Consider the following 16,726-nt stretch of genomic DNA (forward strand, 5'->3'; position numbering starts at 1 on the left):
GGCGGCGAGACTACGCGCGCCAGCGCGGGCACCTACGGCTTGCCGCGGGCCGGCGTCTGGTTGGCGACGCCGTGCCGAAGCGGGGTGTTGGCCTGCGCGGCCGTCGACTCCTGCACGGGCGAACCGCCCGCCGTACCGCTCACCTCGGGCGCGTTGTTCGGGTCACCGGACGACGGCTCGGCACCGTGGGTCAACTCCTTGAGCCGCGCGTGCAGCACCTCGAGCACCGGGATGCGGTTGCCGTGCGCGGTCTCGTGGTCGAACACCGCGCGCAGCGCGGGCTCGTCGAGCGCGCGGATGCGGTGCCGCAACTCGGTTAGCGGCAGCTGGTCGTAGTCGGTGATCGGCAAGTCGTCGCTCTGCGCCATGCGCTGTCTCCTTACAGGTGAGGTAGGCCGTCGGCCGGCGAGGGCATCGCTGTCCCCGGCCCGTCGGCGCGTCCGCGATAGCGGGCGATCACCGCGGCGACCGCTCCGATACCGGCGAGCGCCAGCGTCGGCCACATCGCGGCCTGCACCAACCACACTCGTCGCTGCACCTTGAAGATGCGCTTCTGCGCGTTCCGCGCTCGGGACAACGTTTCCACGTCTAACGGTTGCCCCGGGCGGCGGTTATGAAACCCGTTACGTTCCCGTCCACTTCGGCGCCCGCTTCTCGGCGAACGCGATCGCGCCTTCCTTGGCGTCGTTGGACATGAAGACCGGTCCGAAGATCTCGACCTGCTTCTTCCACATCTCCTGGGAGTTCCAGTCGCGCGACTCGACGATGATCCGCTTGGTCGCGGCCACCGCGAGCGGACCATTGGCGGTGATCTTCTCTGCGAAGGCGATCGCCGCCTCCAACGCCTGACCCGGTTCGGCGAGGACGTTGACCATGCCGAGGTCGTGAGCGCGCTGCGCGGACAGGCTCTCACCGGTCAACGCCAGTTCCATCGCGAGACCGTAGGGAAGCCGCTGCGGCAACCGCAGCAGTCCGCCGCCGCCGGCGACCAGCCCGCGCTTGACCTCGGGGATGCCGAACGCGGATTCCTTCGACGCCACGATCAGGTCGGTGGCCAGCGCCAGCTCGCAGCCACCGGCGAGACAGTAGCCCTCCACCGCGGCGATGAGCGGCTTGGCGGGCGGGCGCTCGGTGAAGCCCAGGCCGCGGCCCTCGATGGCCACGTTCTCGCCGCGCGCGAACGCCTTGAGGTCCATGCCTGCGCTGAACGAGCCGCCGGCTCCGGTCAGGATGCCCACCGACAGGCCGGCATCGCCGTCGAGTCGGTCCATGGCGTCGGCAAGGCCGCGGCTGACGTCGGCGTTCACCGCGTTGCGGGCCTGCGGGCGGTTGATGGTGATGATCAGGATGCGGTCGCGCTGTTCGACAAGTACGACGGGTTCAGTGTTGTCACTCACGCGGCTGATCGTAACGGTCCGCGGACGAGATCATGCGGGCGCTGCGGGCGCGTGCACGCCGATCTCGGCGATGGCCGCACGGTTCTGACCGTCTGCGGCGCCCAACTTCGTAATCCACACCACCACCCGCGCGACGGGCCGCGGGTCCGTCACGGGAATCCGCGTCACGCCGGGCTCCACGGGTGTGGCGGGCGTGAGCTCGAAGGTGTCGCTCAGCGCCTTCGGGTCCTCGGTCTTGTCGGTGCCGCGTACCTGGATCAGCGAGCCCGCGCTGTTCTGGTCGACGGTGACCGCGGTGATCGGCGTGGGTTCGCGCAACGAGAGGAGCAAGCCCACGCCGGGTTTGAATTTCGGGAACGGATCGGCGTCGTAGTAGCGGTCGGTCGACCATGCCGTCTCGGGCTTGGCGTCGATCGCCAATCCGGCATCGCCGGGGCTGTCCGGAGATCCGTCGGGGGAGAAGACCGTCGCCGCCTCCAACGGGATGCGGTCGCCGGGAGCCAGGCCGCGCACGGTCTTGGTCTGCTCGGGCGGTGGGGGCACCGCGGCCGTCGTCGGCACCAGCCCGAGCTTGTCCGCGTCCATCGCGACGTTGTCGTCGTTGGTCTCCAGTAGACCGTTGAGCGAGGAGCCCAGCGCCAGCATCCCCACCGCAACGATGGCCGCGGCGGCACCGAGGCCCGTGCGCAGGACGGTGCGGCGGGCCGCCTCCTTCTGTTCCTGGGGTCCGAAGTTGCGGAATTCGGCATAGCGTCCGGACTTGACAGTCGGCAGGGTCGGCATCACTCGGTGAGTCGACTCCATGTCAGACGCCGCAGCCTGCTCCAGCAATGTGAGAAGCGTTGCGGCGCTGTTGATTCCACCATTGTCCCGCAGGAGCGCCGAGGTTGTCGTAGAGATCAGGAAGGGGATCCGGGGATCGACTTCGGCCGGCTCTTCGGGTTGGGCCGCACCGTCCGGCCACTGGCCGAGCAGCAGCGTGTACAGGACGCAGCCGATCCCTCGGAGATCGGTCTGCGCGGTGGCCTCGGGAAGGATGGCGGGAAATGCCAGCACCACGTGTCCGTCGGCACCCACCCGCAACCGCGCGGGATCGTCGACCGACAGCACGAGGCCCGCACGGTGTGCCGCCTCGGCGGCCGCGGCCAACGCTCGCGTCATGGCGGCGACGGACTCCGGCGCCTGCCCCTCGTCAGCGACCTCACGGAGGCTCTGCCCGGGAAGCCAGTCGGACACCACGACACCGAAGGCTCCCGTGTGCATCACCTCGAGCACCGGCGCGATACCAGCTGTGTCGAGGCCACGAAGCCGGATCGTGCGCGCAAGGATCTCGTGGACGAACTCGTCGGGCAATTCCTTTGCAACGTCGACGACGGTCAGCGCGACATGCTGGCCCGAGGCGATGTCGAGCGCCTGCCAGAAATCCAGCAGCGGGCGCCTGCCGTGTGCGGCGAGCAGCCGGTAACGGCCCCCGATCGCCATGCCGGGAATCAGTCGTTGACTTGTCGCCATCGCTTCCGAACTCACTCGCCGTGGCGGTCCGCCCGACCGCAACAGTGCGGCGGGGACGCCAGCCGGCTCAATCGTCGACGGTGAGTAGCCGCGCGGCGCCCGGCTCAAACCCGTCAGTCACCCTTTTTACCGTTGCCGTTGCCCCGTCCGTTGCCATTGCCCGGGCCGCCCTTCTTCGGCGGCTTGGGCGGTTTGGGTTGCTCGAAGACGGGCACCGGTGGCGGCAACGGCGCGGCGGTGGTGGTCGGCGGGGGCGGTGGCGGCTGCGCCGGGGTGCTGGTGCTGACCTGTTGCGGCGGCGGTGTGGTCGACGACGGGTCCAGCGCCAACGCGAGGCCGGCGACGACGAACGCGACGAACCCCGCGGCCGCGAGCAGCAGCTTGCGCTCGCGGCTCATCGGCCGTCGCCGCGGTGCCGGAGCGACGAAGTAGTTGGCGGAGGGCGCCAGCGGTTCGGCGAGGATCTTCGTGGCGGGTCGTGGCGCCGCTGCGGGTGCCGGTCCGATCGAGGGCGCGCCCATCAGAGCGGCGCGCATGTGCTCGGCGCTGCCGAACCGCTGGCTCACGTCTCGGGCCATCGCCCGGTCGATCGTCGCGGCCAGCGCCGGGTCGATGTCGGGACGCACTGCGCTGATCGGAGGCGGCGGCGCGTCGAGGATGGCGTGCAGCAGGGCGGCGGGATTCTCCTGCGGGAACGGCCGCCGCCCGGTCAACGCCTCATAACCCATCACGCCAACGGCGTAGAGATCGTCGGCGACCGAGGCCGGTGCGCCGGCGACCCGCTCCGGGCTCATGTAGGCCATCGTGCCGACGATCTGGCCGGTCGCGGTGAGCGCGGAGCCCGCCGTCTTGGCGATGCCGAAGTCGGCGACCTTCATCGCACCGCTGTTCGGCGCGATCAGTACGTTGCCGGGCTTGATGTCACGGTGGACGATGCCCGCCGCATGCGCGCAGCCCAGCGCGCCGAGCACGTCGTGCAGCATCGAGCGGACACGCGGTGGCGGCATCGGCCCCGTCTCGATCTCGTCCTGCAGCGTCCGTCCCGGCAGGCGCTCCATGACGATGAACGGGCTGCCGTCATGCTCGCCGCTGTCGTGCACCGACACGATGTTGGGGTGGTTCAGCCCTGCCGCGGCGCGGGCCTCCTCCTCGAACCGTCGCCGCATATCGGTGTCGGTGGTGAACGCCGGATAGAGCAGCTTGATCGCCACGGGCCGGTGCAGCCGGGTGTCCCAGCCGTCGTGGACCTCGGCCATCCCGCCGCGACCGAGTACACCTCGTAGTTCGTAGCGGTCCGCAAGTAGGTCGCGGCCGTCCATGCGGATAAGGTAGCCGCACCCCCTTGAGCGCAAACGCTCGCCGTTTGTCCTGCACAGGGGCGCTCCGCTAAACTAGAACACGTTTCAGTTCCGATCAGAGGGGGTGCGGTGGCCACCGGAGACGCCGAGCCGTCGCAGCTCACAAAATGGGACCCGGGCCTGACCGAGCGCTTCTTCGCCGTCACCCGCCCGCTCCTCAAGCGCTACTTCCGCTCCGAGGTGCGCGGACTCGAGAACATTCCCGCGGGCGGTGCGCTGTTGGTGTCCAACCACTCCGGCGGCATGCTGCCGATGGACGTGCCGATCCTGGCGGCGGACTTCTACGAGCATCACGGCTACGACCGGCCGATCTACACGCTCAGCCACGACATGCTGATGGTCGGACCGACCGGTGAGTTCTTCCGCAAGATCGGCTACATCAGCGCCAACCACGAGAATGCCGACCGGGCACTGCGCTCCGGCGGCCTGGTCGTGGTGTTCCCCGGCGGTGACTACGACGTGTACCGGCCCACGTTTTCGGAGAACGTCATCGACTTCGGTGGGCGAACCGGCTACATCAAGGCCGCCCTCAACGCGGGTGTCCCGATCGTCCCGACCGTCGGCATCGGCGGCCAGGAGACCCAGATCTTCCTGTCGCGCGGCACCTGGTTGGCCGAGCGTCTCGGCCCGATCGCGCGCCTGGCGCGCACCAAGATCCTGCCGGTCTCATTCGGCTTCCCGTTCGGCCTGTCACTGGTGGTGCCGCCCAACATCCCGCTGCCGTCCAAGATCGTCATGCAGGTGTTGCCGCCGATCGACATCGTCGCCGAGTTCGGCGAGGACCCCGACATCGACGAGGTCGACGCCCACGTCCGCCGGGTGATGCAGCGGGCCCTCGACGAGCTGGCCACCGAGCGCCGGCTCCCGATCCTCGGCTGAGACTTGTTTTGGACAGCCGTCTGGGGGATATGACGGACCTCGATGACTAGACGCCGTTTTCCGCTGCTGCGCGCGGCGGCCGAACTCGCCAATGCCGCCAACGGTGTGCAGCCGCTCGGGCGCGAGGGCTACATCACGCTGCCGGTGTTCGCATTCGGCTGGCCGACCACCGAGGCCGCGCCGCTGTACCTGACCGGTTCGGTGCTGGACGCCATACGGCGCGGCCTGCGTGGGGATTTCCGTGGTGCGCGGGGCCGTATCGCGTTGGGGCTCACCGCGATCGCGTGGGCGTTGCTCAGCCTGATCATGTACCGCAACGTGACGTCGAAGCGGTATTTCGAGGAACCGCTGCGTGAGGCACTCGGCGACGACTACGAGCAGGTGGCCTCGATGTCGCAGCCCGGCAGGCGGCGTCGGCTCGCAAACGTCGGCGTCCCCCCGAACGAACTGCTGCGCCGCCGCTACGTCGAGCGGGCCAACACCGTCCAGTACGGCCCGCACGGCCGGGTCAACCGCGCCGACATCTGGCGGCGTGCCGACCTGCCGCGCGACGGCAAGGCGCCGGTGCTGCTGCAGGTGCCGGGGGGTGCGTGGGCGATCGGCATGCGCAGGCCGCAGGCCTATCCCTTGCTCAGCTACATGGCCGAGCGCGGCTGGGTGTGTGTGTCGATCGACTACCGCGTCAGCCCGCGGCACACCTGGCCCGCGCACATCATCGACGTCAAACGGGCCCTGGCCTGGATCAAGGAGAACATCGCCGACTACGGCGGGGACCCCGACTTCGTCGCGATCACCGGCGGCTCGGCGGGCGGGCACCTGTCCTCGCTGACCGCGCTGACCCCGGATGATCCGCAGTGGCAGCCGGGCTTCGAGGATGCCGACACGTCGGTGGCGGCCGCGGTCCCGATCTACGGACGCTACGACTGGGTGTCGGCACGAGGCTCCGGCCGCAAGGAGTTCATCGGTTTCCTGCAGAAGTTCGTCGTGAAGAAGCCCATCAGCGAGCACAAGCAGACCTACGTCGACGCTTCGGCGATCAAGCGTGTACGGCCCGACGCCCCACCGTTTTTCGTGCTTCACGGGCAGGACGACTCGATCATCCCGGTGCAGGAGGGACGCGATTTCGTCGAGGCGCTGCGCAAGGTGTCGACGTCCACCGTCGCCTACGCCGAAATCCCGCATGCCCAGCATGCATTCGACTTCTACGGGTCACCGCGGGCGCACTACACGGCGCAGGCCGTCGAACGTTTCCTGTCCTGGGTGCACGCGCAGCGCCATGCGCCGAGCGATGAGTTGCCGCAGGCTGAATCTGCGGGCGCGTAGCGTCTGAGCAGAAGCCGTCCTACTGCGCCATGGCGGACTCGACCACCGTCAGCTCACTCGAAAGCCCTGCGGCCCTGCGGATCTCGATGAATGCGGCGATCATGGCATCGGTCAGCTCGTGCGGGTCGTCGAGTGTCACGCCGTCGGACAGCACCGAGATGTTGAGCTGGTCGACGTAGCTCCACACCGTGATGTTCAACCCGCTGCCGGTGGTCAGCGGTCCGACGGAGTAGATCTCGGTGACCAGCGCGCCGCCCACCCGACCGGCTTGCCGCGGGCCGGGCACGTTGGAGATCGGCAGGTTCAACACCTTGTTCTGGCCGTCCTTTTCGGCCAGCCAGGAAAACAGCCGCTCGGCAGGGCGCGGCGGGAAGTACGCCGACCACCGGCTCACCAGCTCCGGGCCCATCAGGTGATGCGTTTCCTTGGCCTCCACCGCGGCATCGTGCACCGCCTGGACCCGCTGCAGCGGATCCTCGAGCTGGATGGGGACCGTCATCATGACACCGGTGAAGTAGTTGCCGGAGATTCGATCGGGAGAAAAGTCGAAACTGACTGGGACGGAAGCCAACAGCGCGTGGTCGGCCTGCCCGTCGTACTTCAGCGAGAGCTCCCGCAACGCGCCCGCCGAGATCGCGAGCACCATGTCGTTGATGGTGACGCCCAGATACTTTGCGGTCTCCTTGACGTCGGCGAGCGCCAGGGTGGCGGTGGCGAACTTGCGTTGCGCGTCGACGCGGTGATTCATGAACGATGGCGGCGGCGTGAACGGCCGGGTGAGCTCCGGCGAGAGCTTCTTCGCGCTCTTGCGCACGCGTTGCAGACCCTGCGCGGTATAGCGCATGACGCCCGGTAGCCGACCGATCTGGCGCATGTGGTCGGCGAACGCGGTCCGCACCAACTCCGCCTTGCCCGGCGGCGGATCCGTTGCGTACGAGTCACGCTCGGCCTGCGGGCCTTGCTGCAGATCCATCCCGCGGGCCAAAAGGTTCGCCGACGCGACCCCGTCGGCGAGGGCGTGGTGGATCTTGCCGAGCACCGCGATGCGTCCGTTGGCCAGACCCTCGATGAAATACATCTCCCATAGCGGCCTGCTGCGGTCCAGCGGCGTGCTGGCGATCTGGCCGATCGCTTCGTCGAGTTGCCTGCGACCACCTGGGCTGTCCACCCGCCAGTGCCGCACGTGGTACTCGAGGTCGACTTCGCAGTTCTCCCGCCACATCGGGTGGTGGAACTTGAACGGGATGTCGACGAGCTCGTATCGGAACGGGTCGAGTTTGTAGAGCCGCCCGTGGATGACGTGGCGGAACTCCTCGATGCCGAAGGGACGGTCACCCAACTCGGAAAGGTCGATCACCGCCAGCTTGAGCGTGTGCATGTGCACCGTCGGGGTTTCGGTGTACAGCAGGATCGCGTCCCAGCCGCTGAGCCTTCTCACGTCGCGACCCCTCCCTCCGGAGGAGCCTATATAACCTCTTTGGCCCCCACCAGCGTCCGGTTTCGGTGAATCTGGTTCAGAAACAATCCTATTGCCATCGCGGCTGAGCCGGTCCTGGCCCCGTCGGTCATGTCGAACGCGTGCCCGGCGCCGGGCAGTTCGACGTAACTGACCACCGACCGGGACACCGCGCGCAGCCGTTCGACGAACGAACGGGCCTGCGCCACCGGGATGACACTGTCGCCGGTGCCGTGGACGATCAGGAACGGCGGTGCCTCGGGATGCACCTGGGCGATCGGGGACGCCTTGCGGTAGACGTCCGGTCGCTTGGCGAGTTTGTGTCCCACGACGACGCGTTCGAGGAAATCCACGAAGCGCACCCGCTCGACGGTGGACTTGTCCTCCCAGTCGTAGCGACCGTAGATGCCCACCACCGCGTCCACCGAGGTGTCGGAGCCTTCCGGCAGCTCGGCCTGCAGCTCCGGATCGTTGGCGGTGAGTCCTGCCAGCGCTGAGAGGTGACCGCCCGCCGACGTGCCCGCGACCGCCACGAAGTCACGGTCACCGCCGAACTTGTCGACATTGGCGCGGGCCCACGCGATGGCGGTCTTCACGTCGTGAATATGGGCCGGCCACCGGTGGTGCGGCGCCACCCGGTAGTCGATCGACAGGCACACCCAGCCCTTCTCGGCGAGGTGGGACATCAACGCGTACCCCTGCAGGATCCGGTTGCCGTGCACCCACGCCCCGCCCGGCACGAAGATCAGCACCGGCGCCGGCTCGGCGGGCAACTCCTTGGGCCGCCACACGTCGAGCAGTTGTGAAGACCGAGGCCCGTACTGCACCGAGGTGCGGTACACGCTGCGCCGATGTTCCCGCAGCTTCCACAACGGCGGCGCCGACTCCGGCGCAGGCCAGTCGACGGCGAGGTCCTTGGCGTTGACCACACCCCCCAGCGCGGCCTCGGTGACGGCGTTGGTGCTGTCGCGCTCGGACTGCCTTAACTCGGCATCGCCCGGGCTAAGCCACGATTTGACCGTCGAACCGAGAAAATCGGGCAGGTGACGGAAACCCCATACGCCCACCGCGGTCACAGTGCCCAACGGTTCCAGGTGCTTTCCGATGACGGGCAGCGAAGCCGCGGCCACGCTCGTCGCCAGCATGTAGTCCGACGGTCCAGCGTTCAGCAACCATCGCGCACGTGTCCAGAATGTCGGACCTGGGTACCGGGCATCCGGTCGCACCGTCATTGCGCGACTGTACCGCGACGCATGTTCGGCACAAGTCATCTTTTCGAAGTGTCTACCGAAGACATTTCGGGATCTCGGTCGCCTATACCGTGACCTGCGCAGATGGTCTAGCGTGACTTGCCGACGGTCAACTTCGAAGAGGACGTTTTGTGAGTAAGTCAGCGCTTGCCATCACCGAAGAGCACGTCGACCTCGCCGATGCGGTGTTCGGCCAGCTCAACCGGGTCAACAGCCGGGCGGCGGCCCGATCGACGCTGGAGGGCGGCTCGTCGCATCCCGCCGAGATCTGGTCGGCCGCGGCGGGCCTGGGATGGACCGGCCTGGCCATTGCCGAGGAACACGGCGGGTCCGGCTTCGGGCTCGCGGAGTTGGCAGTCGTGCTCGAAGCCCAGGGACGCGAACTGTGCCCTGGCCCGTTCCTGCCCACTGTGGCCGCGGCTGTGGTGATCGCCCGGTGTGCCTCCGATTCGGCTCGTGCACAACTGCTTCCGGGTCTGGCCGACGGCAGCACAGTCGGTGCGCTCGCGGTCTCGGGCAATGTGACGGTCGGATCCGACCTGGTCGTGACCGGTGAGAGTCCCGCGGTCCTCGGCGCGCCGGACGCGCACCTGCTGGTCGTCGTCGCAGGTGAGGACGTCGTCGTCATCGATTCCGACGCCGAGGGCGTCACGATCACCCCGCTCGAATCGATGGACACCTCGCGCAGCCTCGGCTCGGTCGCGCTGAGCGGTGTGACGGTCACCGAGGAACGAGTGCTTCGCGGTGCGGCACGCAAGGCGCACACGGTCTTTCGCATCCTCGCGTCGGCCGAGGCGGTGGGCGTCAGCTGGGCCAGCATGGAGATGGCCGTCGAATACGCCAAGGTCCGTGAGCAGTTCGGCCGAACGATCGGGACATTCCAGGCCGTCAAGCACCACGCCGCCAACATGCTCGTCGCCGCCGAGGTCACGACGGCCGCGACATGGGACGCCGCCCGCGCCGACGACCTGGACAGCGCGTCGTTCGCCGCCGCAGTCGCCGCGTCACACGCCATCCGAACACAGATCTTCAATGCAGAGACCAACATTCAGCTACACGGCGGGATCGGCTTCACCTGGGAACACGATGCCCACCTGTATCTGCGGCGCGCAAGGACGCTCGCGGCGTTGATGGCCGAGGCCGGCGATCCGCTGCTCGACGTCGTCGAAGCGCAGCGCAGTGGCCAGGCGCGCGGCGCGACGTTCACGCTGCCGCCGGAAGCCGAGCAGTTTCGCGAGCAGGCGCGCGAGGCCGTCGCCACGCTGCGCTCCCTGCCCGCCGATCAGCAGCGCGACTTCCTCGTCGACTCCGGCTACCTGGTACCGCACTGGCCCAAACCGTGGGGACGGGCCGCCGACGTGCTCGAACAACTGGTCATCGAGGAGGAGTTCGCCGACGTCGAACGGCCCGACCTGGGCATCACCGGCTGGGTGACGCTGACCATCGCCCAGGCGGGCACCGACGACCAGCGGGAACGCTGGGTCGAACCGGTGCTGCGCGGCGAGGTGATGTGGTGTCAGCTGTTCTCCGAACCCGGCGCGGGCTCGGATGCCGCGGCCGTGCGGACGTCGGCCAAGAAGGTCGACGGCGGCTGGCGGGTGACCGGCCAGAAGGTGTGGACCAGCCTGGCCCACCAGTGCCAGTGGGGCCTGGCCACTGTGCGCACCGACCCCGACGCCCCCAAGCACGCCGGCGTGACGATGATGGCCATTGATATGAAAGCGCCTGGGGTGACGGTCAATCCGCTTCGCGGGCTGACCGGACACGCGCATTTCAACGAGGTGTTCTTCGACGACGTCTTCGTCCCGGACGCCGACGTGGTCGGCGACGTGAACAAGGGTTGGCTGGTGGCCCGCGCGACGCTGGGCAACGAGCGCATCTCGATCGGCGGCGGTTCGGGCGGCACCACCGGGTTCACCGCGGCCGATCTGGTGAAGCTGCTCGACAATGCGTCCCCCGAGACCCGCGCGACGTATCTGCGGCGGGCCGGCGAGGTGATCGCCGAGACGCACACGTTGCGGCTGTTGAACCTGCGGCGGGTGACCCGCGCGATCGCGGGTTCGGACCCCGGACCGGAGGGCAACGTCACCAAACTCCTGGTGGCCGAATCCGGACAGCGGATGACCGAATTGGCCATGGAGCTGGCCGGTTCCGCGGCCGTCGTCGGGCAGGCCCCGACGCTGACGCTGGCTTACCTCGGCAACCGGGCCATGACGATCGCCGGCGGCACCTCGGAGATCACCCGCAATACGATCGCCGAGCGCATCCTCGGCCTGCCGCGAGACCCGTTGCTGAAATAGTCAGACCAGCAACGTGATTCCGCCGACGATCAGCGCGACGACCTTCACGGCCTCCAGGGCGACGTAGACGTAGTGGATGCGTGACCGCCCGGCCGGGGCCGTTCCCGCCGGCGCCGACAGGACGGCATCGGAGCGCCGGTTCAATGCGGGACGGACCGCGATCAACTGAACAGCCAACGCGAGGATGGCTGCGCCGAGGGCGACGGTGGCACCGGTCGACGGTCGGTCCATCACGATGATGATCACCAGGACCACAGCCAGCGCGGCCTCGATGCTGTTGAGTGCGCGGAACACCAACCGGCCGATGCCGAGCCCGATCTGCAGGGAGACCCCCGGCGCCCGGAACTTCAGCGGGGCCTCGATGAACGAGATCGCGAGCACCATGCCGAGCCAGACGAACGTGAGCGCGGTTGCGATGGAGTGCGCGGCGGTCATGAAACTCTCCTTCTCGGTGTCAGATTCGCGATACAGAGACCGGGCTCGGCGAATGGGACCAGTGCTTCCACGGTGACCGGCGCGTCCCAGGCCGCCAGAGCCCCTTGCATCAGACCGAGATGCACGGGGCAGATGATGTCGCGGCGGGTGTCCGCCAGCTCAAGGAACGGGCAATTGTGCAATCCGATCTCATCGAGATCGTGGTTGCGCGAGCGCTTTTGCGGGGCGAACCCCATTTCGGCAAGGAGACCCGTGAGGCGCTCGAAGGCCTGATCCCGGTCCAGCGGCTGAACTTCACCGTTGGTGGCGGCCTCTTTCTTCGCCCACGCTTGGCCGGCAGCGACCGCACGTCGCTGCGGGTCGCGCTGGCGCGCCAATGCATCGGCGAGCACCCCGGCCAGCACGCGGTAGTCGCGGGGGCCGTCCGGGTCCATACCCGCTGTCGCGCGGAACATCAGCGGGGGCCGGCCCGGTTTCGTGCGGCCGGGCTTGATCATCTCGACCCGACCGCGCTCGAGCAGGGCCTCCAGATGGAAGCGTGCGGTGTTGGGATGGATCGACAGCCGCTCGGCCACGTCGAGCACGCTCAAGGGCGTCCCCGCGGCCCGTAGCGCCGTCAAAACCTCATCGCGCCGTGTCATCGACCGGAAGGTCCTCAGTCGTGGCGGGTGATCGCCGCGCGCGGGCATTCGTCGACGGCCTTGGCCGCGTGCGCCTCGAACTCGGGCGGCACCGGGTCGGCGATCACCACCGCGTAGTCGTCGTCGTCGAGTTCGAACACTTCGGGCGCAAATTTCACGCAGAGCGCATTGCCCTCACACCGATCGCGGTCCACTACGACACGCATAACGCCTCCTTGACTTGATCAGCGGTTCAGTTCTCATCGGCCGGACCGGACATTGCGCCCACACCACTGGCGTGCCGGCAGACCCATCCCTCGGGAGCGCGGCCCGTCTCGACGAACCGTGTCAATTCCGCGCGCATATGCGCGGTGAGATCAATGTCGATGTGCGGGTAGACAATCGGTTCCTCTTTGGAGTTGTGCTCGTGCAACTGATCCAGCAGTACGCCGCAAGCCGCCTCGATCCGGTCGGTGTCAGACGCTGCGAGCAGGCCGTCCAATGTGTCCATGGTCCGCCACAATTGGCCGTGCTCACGCATCATCACGAAGATCGGCATCACCATCCCGGCCTCTCGGATCGGCGGGAATACGATCACCTCTTCGAGGTAGATGTGGCGGCGCAGCTTTTCCAGCGCCCGGGTGAGCACTTCGGTTTCGAGGACGCCTGCCCGAAGCTTGCCCACGAAGTCCTCGATCGCGCGGTCGATCTCGCGGTGGTCATGCTCCAGGGCGACATAGGGGGCTGACTTGTGCATCACGGCTTCTCCTACCACGAGCTGCCGCTAGTTTATACAAATCCGTTTGTATAAACAATATGGCGCACCGCTTGGCCGCCGGTGACGTAATACTTGTCGGGTGCCGTTCACCGACTTCCATCCCGACCTGCGCCGCGCCGCCCGCCTCGCCCCCAAGCAGGTGATCACACCCGCGACGCTGCCGATCGTGCGCATGGTCACCCGGCGCATGTGGCGCAAAGTGCCCCGCGATGTCGAGGCGCTGACCCTGCCATCGGGAGTCGACGTCTGGCTGTACCGGCCGCCCGGGGCCACGGGAAAGGGCCCCGCGCTGTTGTGGATTCACGGCGGGGGTTATCTCATCGGCCATCCCGGCCAGGACAACGAGCTGTGCCGCCGGTTCGCCCGGCGTTTAGGGGTCACGGTGGCCTCCGTCGACTATAGGTTGGCGCCCGAATACGCCTACCCGGCCGCGGTGGAGGACTGCTATTCGGCGCTGAAGTGGTTGGTGGCGCTGCCGTCGGTGGACTCAAGCCGTGTCGCGATCGGGGGCGCCAGCGCAGGCGGCGGTTTGGCGGCCCAGTTGGCGCTGCTGGCGCGCGACCGCGGAGAGGTCACGCCATCGGCCCAGCTGTTGGTGTATCCGATGCTCGACGACCGCACCGTGGACCGCCGCGAACTGGACAACCCCGGGATTCGACTGTGGAACAAGTCGAGCAACAAGTTCGGCTGGTCGGCCTACCTCGGCGACGCCGATCCCGCCGTGGCCGTGCCCGCACGCAGGAACGACCTTGCCGGCTTGCCGCCCGCATGGATCGGTGTCGGAACGCTGGACCTCTTCCACGACGAGGATCTCGAGTACGCCGAACGGCTCAAGGCCGCCGGAGTGCCGTGCGACGTCGAGATCATCGAGGGGGCGTTCCACGGATTCGATGGTATCGCGCCTAAAGCCTCTGTCTCACAACAGTTCTTCGACAGTCAGTGCGCGATGCTGCAACGGGCGTTGGCGCCCGCGGCCGCCTGAGTCACCCGCGGTCGAACGCCACCTCGCCCGCGATCACGGTGGCGGCGACCATGTCCGAGGCCAGTGTCTCGAGCACGTCGCTCGGCGACGGCTCCAGCACCACCAAATCGCCCGGCTGGCCGGGCGCGACGGTTCGGCGCCGCAGCGGGTCATGGCCGGTACCGAAGAACATGCCGAGCGCTTCCGGCGCGGTGATGCGTTCGTCCGCGCCTAGCACCGCGCCGCTGCCGGTCATCCGTCGCACCGCGGCACGCATCGTCGCCCACGGGTCGCCCTCGCCGAACGGCATGTCGGTCGACAGCACGAGCGGCACACCCGCGCGCAACAGCGAACCGACGCGCCACAATTCATGGTGTTCGCCGGCGGGCACCTCGTCGAGGTACTGATCGCCACGCTCGGCGACGAAGTTCGGCTGCGTCACCACGGTCACGCCGCTCGCGGCAAGGGTCCCGATGCCGTCGTCGGGCACGACGGAAGCATGCTCGATGCGGTCCCCCGGATGCGTTCCGGTCGCCTGGAGCGCGGAGAGCGTGACGACGAGTTGCGCGGCGGTCACACAGTGCACGGCGACCGGTGCGCCCTCGCCGTGCCGTTCGGAGATCCACGAGGTGAGGCCGTCGAGGTCGAGGTCGGTATCGTGCAGAATCCGCTTGCCCGGTGCGAGGCACAACACACGCTGGGGCAGTTCCCCGCGGCGGTGGGCTTCCAAAAGCCGTACGATGTCGTCGATCTCGAGGTCGGGAGTGGCGTCGGTGACGCCCGTGACACCCAGGCCGCTGAGCCGCTCGCTCACCTCGCCCAGACCGGTCTCGTTGCGCTGCAGGGTATCCGACCAGGAGCGGTCGGCGCTGCGCAAGCGTCCGTCGGGGTGGTCGGCCATTCCCACACGGACCAGCCCCGCCGAATTCAGCGTCCACAGCACACCGCTGCGGTGTTGCACGCGGACCGGAACCGACGGCACCACCTCGTCGAGCACGGTGCGGTCGAGGGGACCCGCGACCGCCTCGTGATAGCCCACCGCCCTGACCCAGCCATCGGCGCCGGGCTTCGCGGTCGCCAACGCACGGGCCAGTTCCGCCCGGTTGTGCACCTCGGCAGGACCGACCCGCACCGACCCTAAAGCCGCTGCGGCGGAACGCAGATGAACATGGTGATCGTGCAGCCCCGGTATGACGGTGCGACCGGCGGCGTCATAGACCGGCTCGCCGCTAACAGGCGCCAGCTCCGGCTCGACGGCGACGATCTTTTCGGCCACCCGGATGTCGACGGAACGGCCGTCGAGCAGCGTCGCGCGCTGGATCAGCAAGACGCGAGCCGTCGCTGCTCGATCAGCTGCTCCACTTCCTCGTTGTCCGCCCCTAGCGGTTGCGCGGCTGTCGACAGTTGCGGCGCTGCGGCACAGGGCGATTGGTCGTTGCGCGGTAACTGCGCATAGGTGGCGGCGACCGCGGCCATCGACATCTCGATCAGCTCCCCTCCCCCGCTGCGCAACGACTGCGCGACGGCCAGCGCCGCCTCGAGCCCGGTCAGCGGGTCGGCGATCGCATCGCCGCAGAACTGCGGTTCGTCGGGCTCGCCACAGACCAGGCCGCCCGAAACGGCGGCGTCGTCACCGAACGCCACCCAATTGTCGCGGTCACCGTCGGTGCCGTGGCCCGTGACCCGTAGCCACACCCGGCCGTCACGCGGCGCCACGTCCGTCGGGGAGAGCCCGCGGCGAGCCAACGCCGCAGGTCGGGACGACTCGATCACAACGTCGGCGGCGGCCAGCAGCGCCCGCAAACCGGACGGTTCGTCGAAATCGACGCTGTAGGAGAGTTTTCCGGCGTTCATCCAGTCGAAGAACGCTCGCGGCCCGTGACGGGCGCCGTCGGGTCGTGCGGCGCTCTCCACCTTGACCACGGTCGCACCCGCCGACGAGAGCAACAGTCCACACAGCGGCCCGGCCCACATCGCGGACAGGTCCGCGACCAGGAGGTCAGCAGGGCCTCGCGTCGCTGTGGCCGCACCGAACGGGTACACCCGCGGGGCCTCGGGCGGAGTCTCGGCGAGGCCGGCCGCCGGCAGGCCGAGCAACCGGGCGCGCTCGGTCACGTCGGCCCAGTCGTTCTCGGCGACCCAGCCCTGCACGGCCTGCCATGGATCGTCGACCTCGTCAACCGATACCAGCGCGGGAACCGCGGCGATGTCGTCGGGCCTCGCCAACGTGAGGGCACACCAGCTGTCATGGCTGCGCATCAGGCGCGTCGCGCCGCCCGCCGACACCTGACCTGCAGGCGAAAGGCCCAGCAGCGCAGCGCGCCCGCCGATCAGCTCGGCGGCCTCGACCTCGACGCCGGTGAAGGTTTCGAAGGCGTCGGCTACCCGTCCGGCCCGGTCGAGCACGGCGGTGGGGACAGTCAACATCGTCGACGTCACGCTCCCCATTGTCGGCCA

General features: G+C 68.4%; 17 protein-coding genes. 4 read left to right on the plus strand and 13 right to left on the minus strand.

The window, feature by feature from the left end; genetic code table 11:
- Nucleotides 1-32: 32 nt before the first annotated feature.
- From AU192_RS23750 to AU192_RS23770, 5 genes are all read right to left on the minus strand, one after another.
- Complete coding sequence (locus tag AU192_RS23750) at nt 33-368, minus strand: DUF8129 domain-containing protein (RefSeq protein ID WP_064399985.1); 336 nt, start codon at nt 366-368, stop codon at nt 33-35.
- A gap of 11 nt (nt 369-379) precedes the next feature.
- A complete protein-coding gene (locus AU192_RS23755; RefSeq protein ID WP_131805075.1) occupies nt 380-577 on the minus strand; it encodes a hypothetical protein in 198 nt (65 codons plus the stop codon).
- A gap of 46 nt (nt 578-623) precedes the next feature.
- A complete protein-coding gene (locus AU192_RS23760; RefSeq protein ID WP_064399987.1) occupies nt 624-1,406 on the minus strand; it encodes a crotonase/enoyl-CoA hydratase family protein in 783 nt (260 codons plus the stop codon).
- A gap of 21 nt (nt 1,407-1,427) precedes the next feature.
- Nucleotides 1,428-2,924, minus strand: a complete 1,497-nt coding sequence (locus AU192_RS23765) for a protein kinase family protein (RefSeq protein ID WP_133148057.1) — start codon at nt 2,922-2,924, stop codon at nt 1,428-1,430.
- 98 nt (nt 2,925-3,022) lie between these two features.
- Nucleotides 3,023-4,228, minus strand: a complete 1,206-nt coding sequence (locus AU192_RS23770; RefSeq protein WP_064399989.1) for a serine/threonine-protein kinase — start codon at nt 4,226-4,228, stop codon at nt 3,023-3,025.
- 108 nt (nt 4,229-4,336) lie between these two features.
- On the opposite strand from AU192_RS23770, the gene AU192_RS23775 reads away from it, so the two are divergent.
- Both AU192_RS23775 and AU192_RS23780 read left to right on the plus strand, forming a co-directional pair.
- Complete coding sequence (locus AU192_RS23775) at nt 4,337-5,146, plus strand: lysophospholipid acyltransferase family protein (protein WP_064399990.1); 810 nt, start codon at nt 4,337-4,339, stop codon at nt 5,144-5,146.
- A 42-nt stretch (nt 5,147-5,188) separates the two neighbouring features.
- Nucleotides 5,189-6,469 (plus strand): alpha/beta hydrolase, encoded by a 1,281-nt coding sequence (locus tag AU192_RS23780; RefSeq protein ID WP_064399991.1) that lies wholly within the window; start codon nt 5,189-5,191, stop codon nt 6,467-6,469.
- A 19-nt stretch (nt 6,470-6,488) separates the two neighbouring features.
- Here the strand turns inward: AU192_RS23780 and AU192_RS23785 are convergent, their stop codons facing one another.
- Together AU192_RS23785 and AU192_RS23790 are read right to left on the minus strand one after the other, a co-directional pair.
- On the minus strand, nt 6,489-7,907 hold the full coding sequence (locus tag AU192_RS23785; RefSeq protein ID WP_064399992.1) for a WS/DGAT/MGAT family O-acyltransferase: 1,419 nt from the start codon (nt 7,905-7,907) through the stop codon (nt 6,489-6,491).
- Between the two features lie 26 nt (nt 7,908-7,933).
- A complete protein-coding gene (locus AU192_RS23790; RefSeq protein WP_064399993.1) occupies nt 7,934-9,157 on the minus strand; it encodes an alpha/beta hydrolase in 1,224 nt (407 codons plus the stop codon).
- 149 nt (nt 9,158-9,306) lie between these two features.
- On the opposite strand from AU192_RS23790, the gene AU192_RS23795 reads away from it, so the two are divergent.
- The gene (locus AU192_RS23795) at nt 9,307-11,475 is read left to right on the plus strand and encodes an acyl-CoA dehydrogenase family protein (protein WP_064399994.1); all 2,169 of its coding nucleotides are present in this window, start codon (nt 9,307-9,309) and stop codon (nt 11,473-11,475) included.
- On the opposite strand, the gene AU192_RS23800 is transcribed toward AU192_RS23795, so the two are convergent.
- Genes AU192_RS23800 through AU192_RS23815 form a run of 4 tightly spaced genes read right to left on the minus strand, consistent with a single transcriptional unit; the run spans nt 11,476 to nt 13,287 of the window.
- Nucleotides 11,476-11,910: a hypothetical protein gene (locus AU192_RS23800; protein ID WP_064399995.1), complete on the minus strand. Its 435-nt coding sequence runs from the start codon at nt 11,908-11,910 to the stop codon at nt 11,476-11,478. It lies immediately after the preceding gene.
- Nucleotides 11,907-12,599, minus strand: a complete 693-nt coding sequence (locus AU192_RS23805) for a helix-turn-helix transcriptional regulator (RefSeq protein ID WP_341271767.1) — start codon at nt 12,597-12,599, stop codon at nt 11,907-11,909. The genes AU192_RS23800 and AU192_RS23805 overlap by 4 nt, the downstream gene beginning before the upstream one ends.
- Complete coding sequence (locus AU192_RS23810) at nt 12,566-12,757, minus strand: ferredoxin (RefSeq protein ID WP_064399996.1); 192 nt, start codon at nt 12,755-12,757, stop codon at nt 12,566-12,568. The genes AU192_RS23805 and AU192_RS23810 overlap by 34 nt, the downstream gene beginning before the upstream one ends.
- A gap of 26 nt (nt 12,758-12,783) precedes the next feature.
- Nucleotides 12,784-13,287: a hemerythrin domain-containing protein gene (locus AU192_RS23815; protein ID WP_064400049.1), complete on the minus strand. Its 504-nt coding sequence runs from the start codon at nt 13,285-13,287 to the stop codon at nt 12,784-12,786.
- Nucleotides 13,288-13,387: 100 nt separating this feature from the next.
- On the opposite strand from AU192_RS23815, the gene AU192_RS23820 reads away from it, so the two are divergent.
- Complete coding sequence (locus AU192_RS23820) at nt 13,388-14,290, plus strand: alpha/beta hydrolase (protein ID WP_064399997.1); 903 nt, start codon at nt 13,388-13,390, stop codon at nt 14,288-14,290.
- A 1-nt stretch (nt 14,291) separates the two neighbouring features.
- On the opposite strand, the gene AU192_RS23825 is transcribed toward AU192_RS23820, so the two are convergent.
- The gene (locus AU192_RS23825; protein ID WP_064399998.1) at nt 14,292-15,596 is read right to left on the minus strand and encodes an amidohydrolase family protein; all 1,305 of its coding nucleotides are present in this window, start codon (nt 15,594-15,596) and stop codon (nt 14,292-14,294) included.
- Nucleotides 15,590-16,717, minus strand: a complete 1,128-nt coding sequence (locus AU192_RS23830) for a CoA transferase (protein ID WP_064399999.1) — start codon at nt 16,715-16,717, stop codon at nt 15,590-15,592. The genes AU192_RS23825 and AU192_RS23830 overlap by 7 nt, the downstream gene beginning before the upstream one ends.
- Between the last annotated feature and the right edge of the window lie 9 nt (nt 16,718-16,726).

The sequence above is a fragment of the Mycobacterium lehmannii genome, from assembly GCF_001499925.1.
In the GTDB taxonomy this organism is placed as follows: Bacteria; Actinomycetota; Actinomycetes; order Mycobacteriales; family Mycobacteriaceae; genus Mycobacterium; species Mycobacterium lehmannii.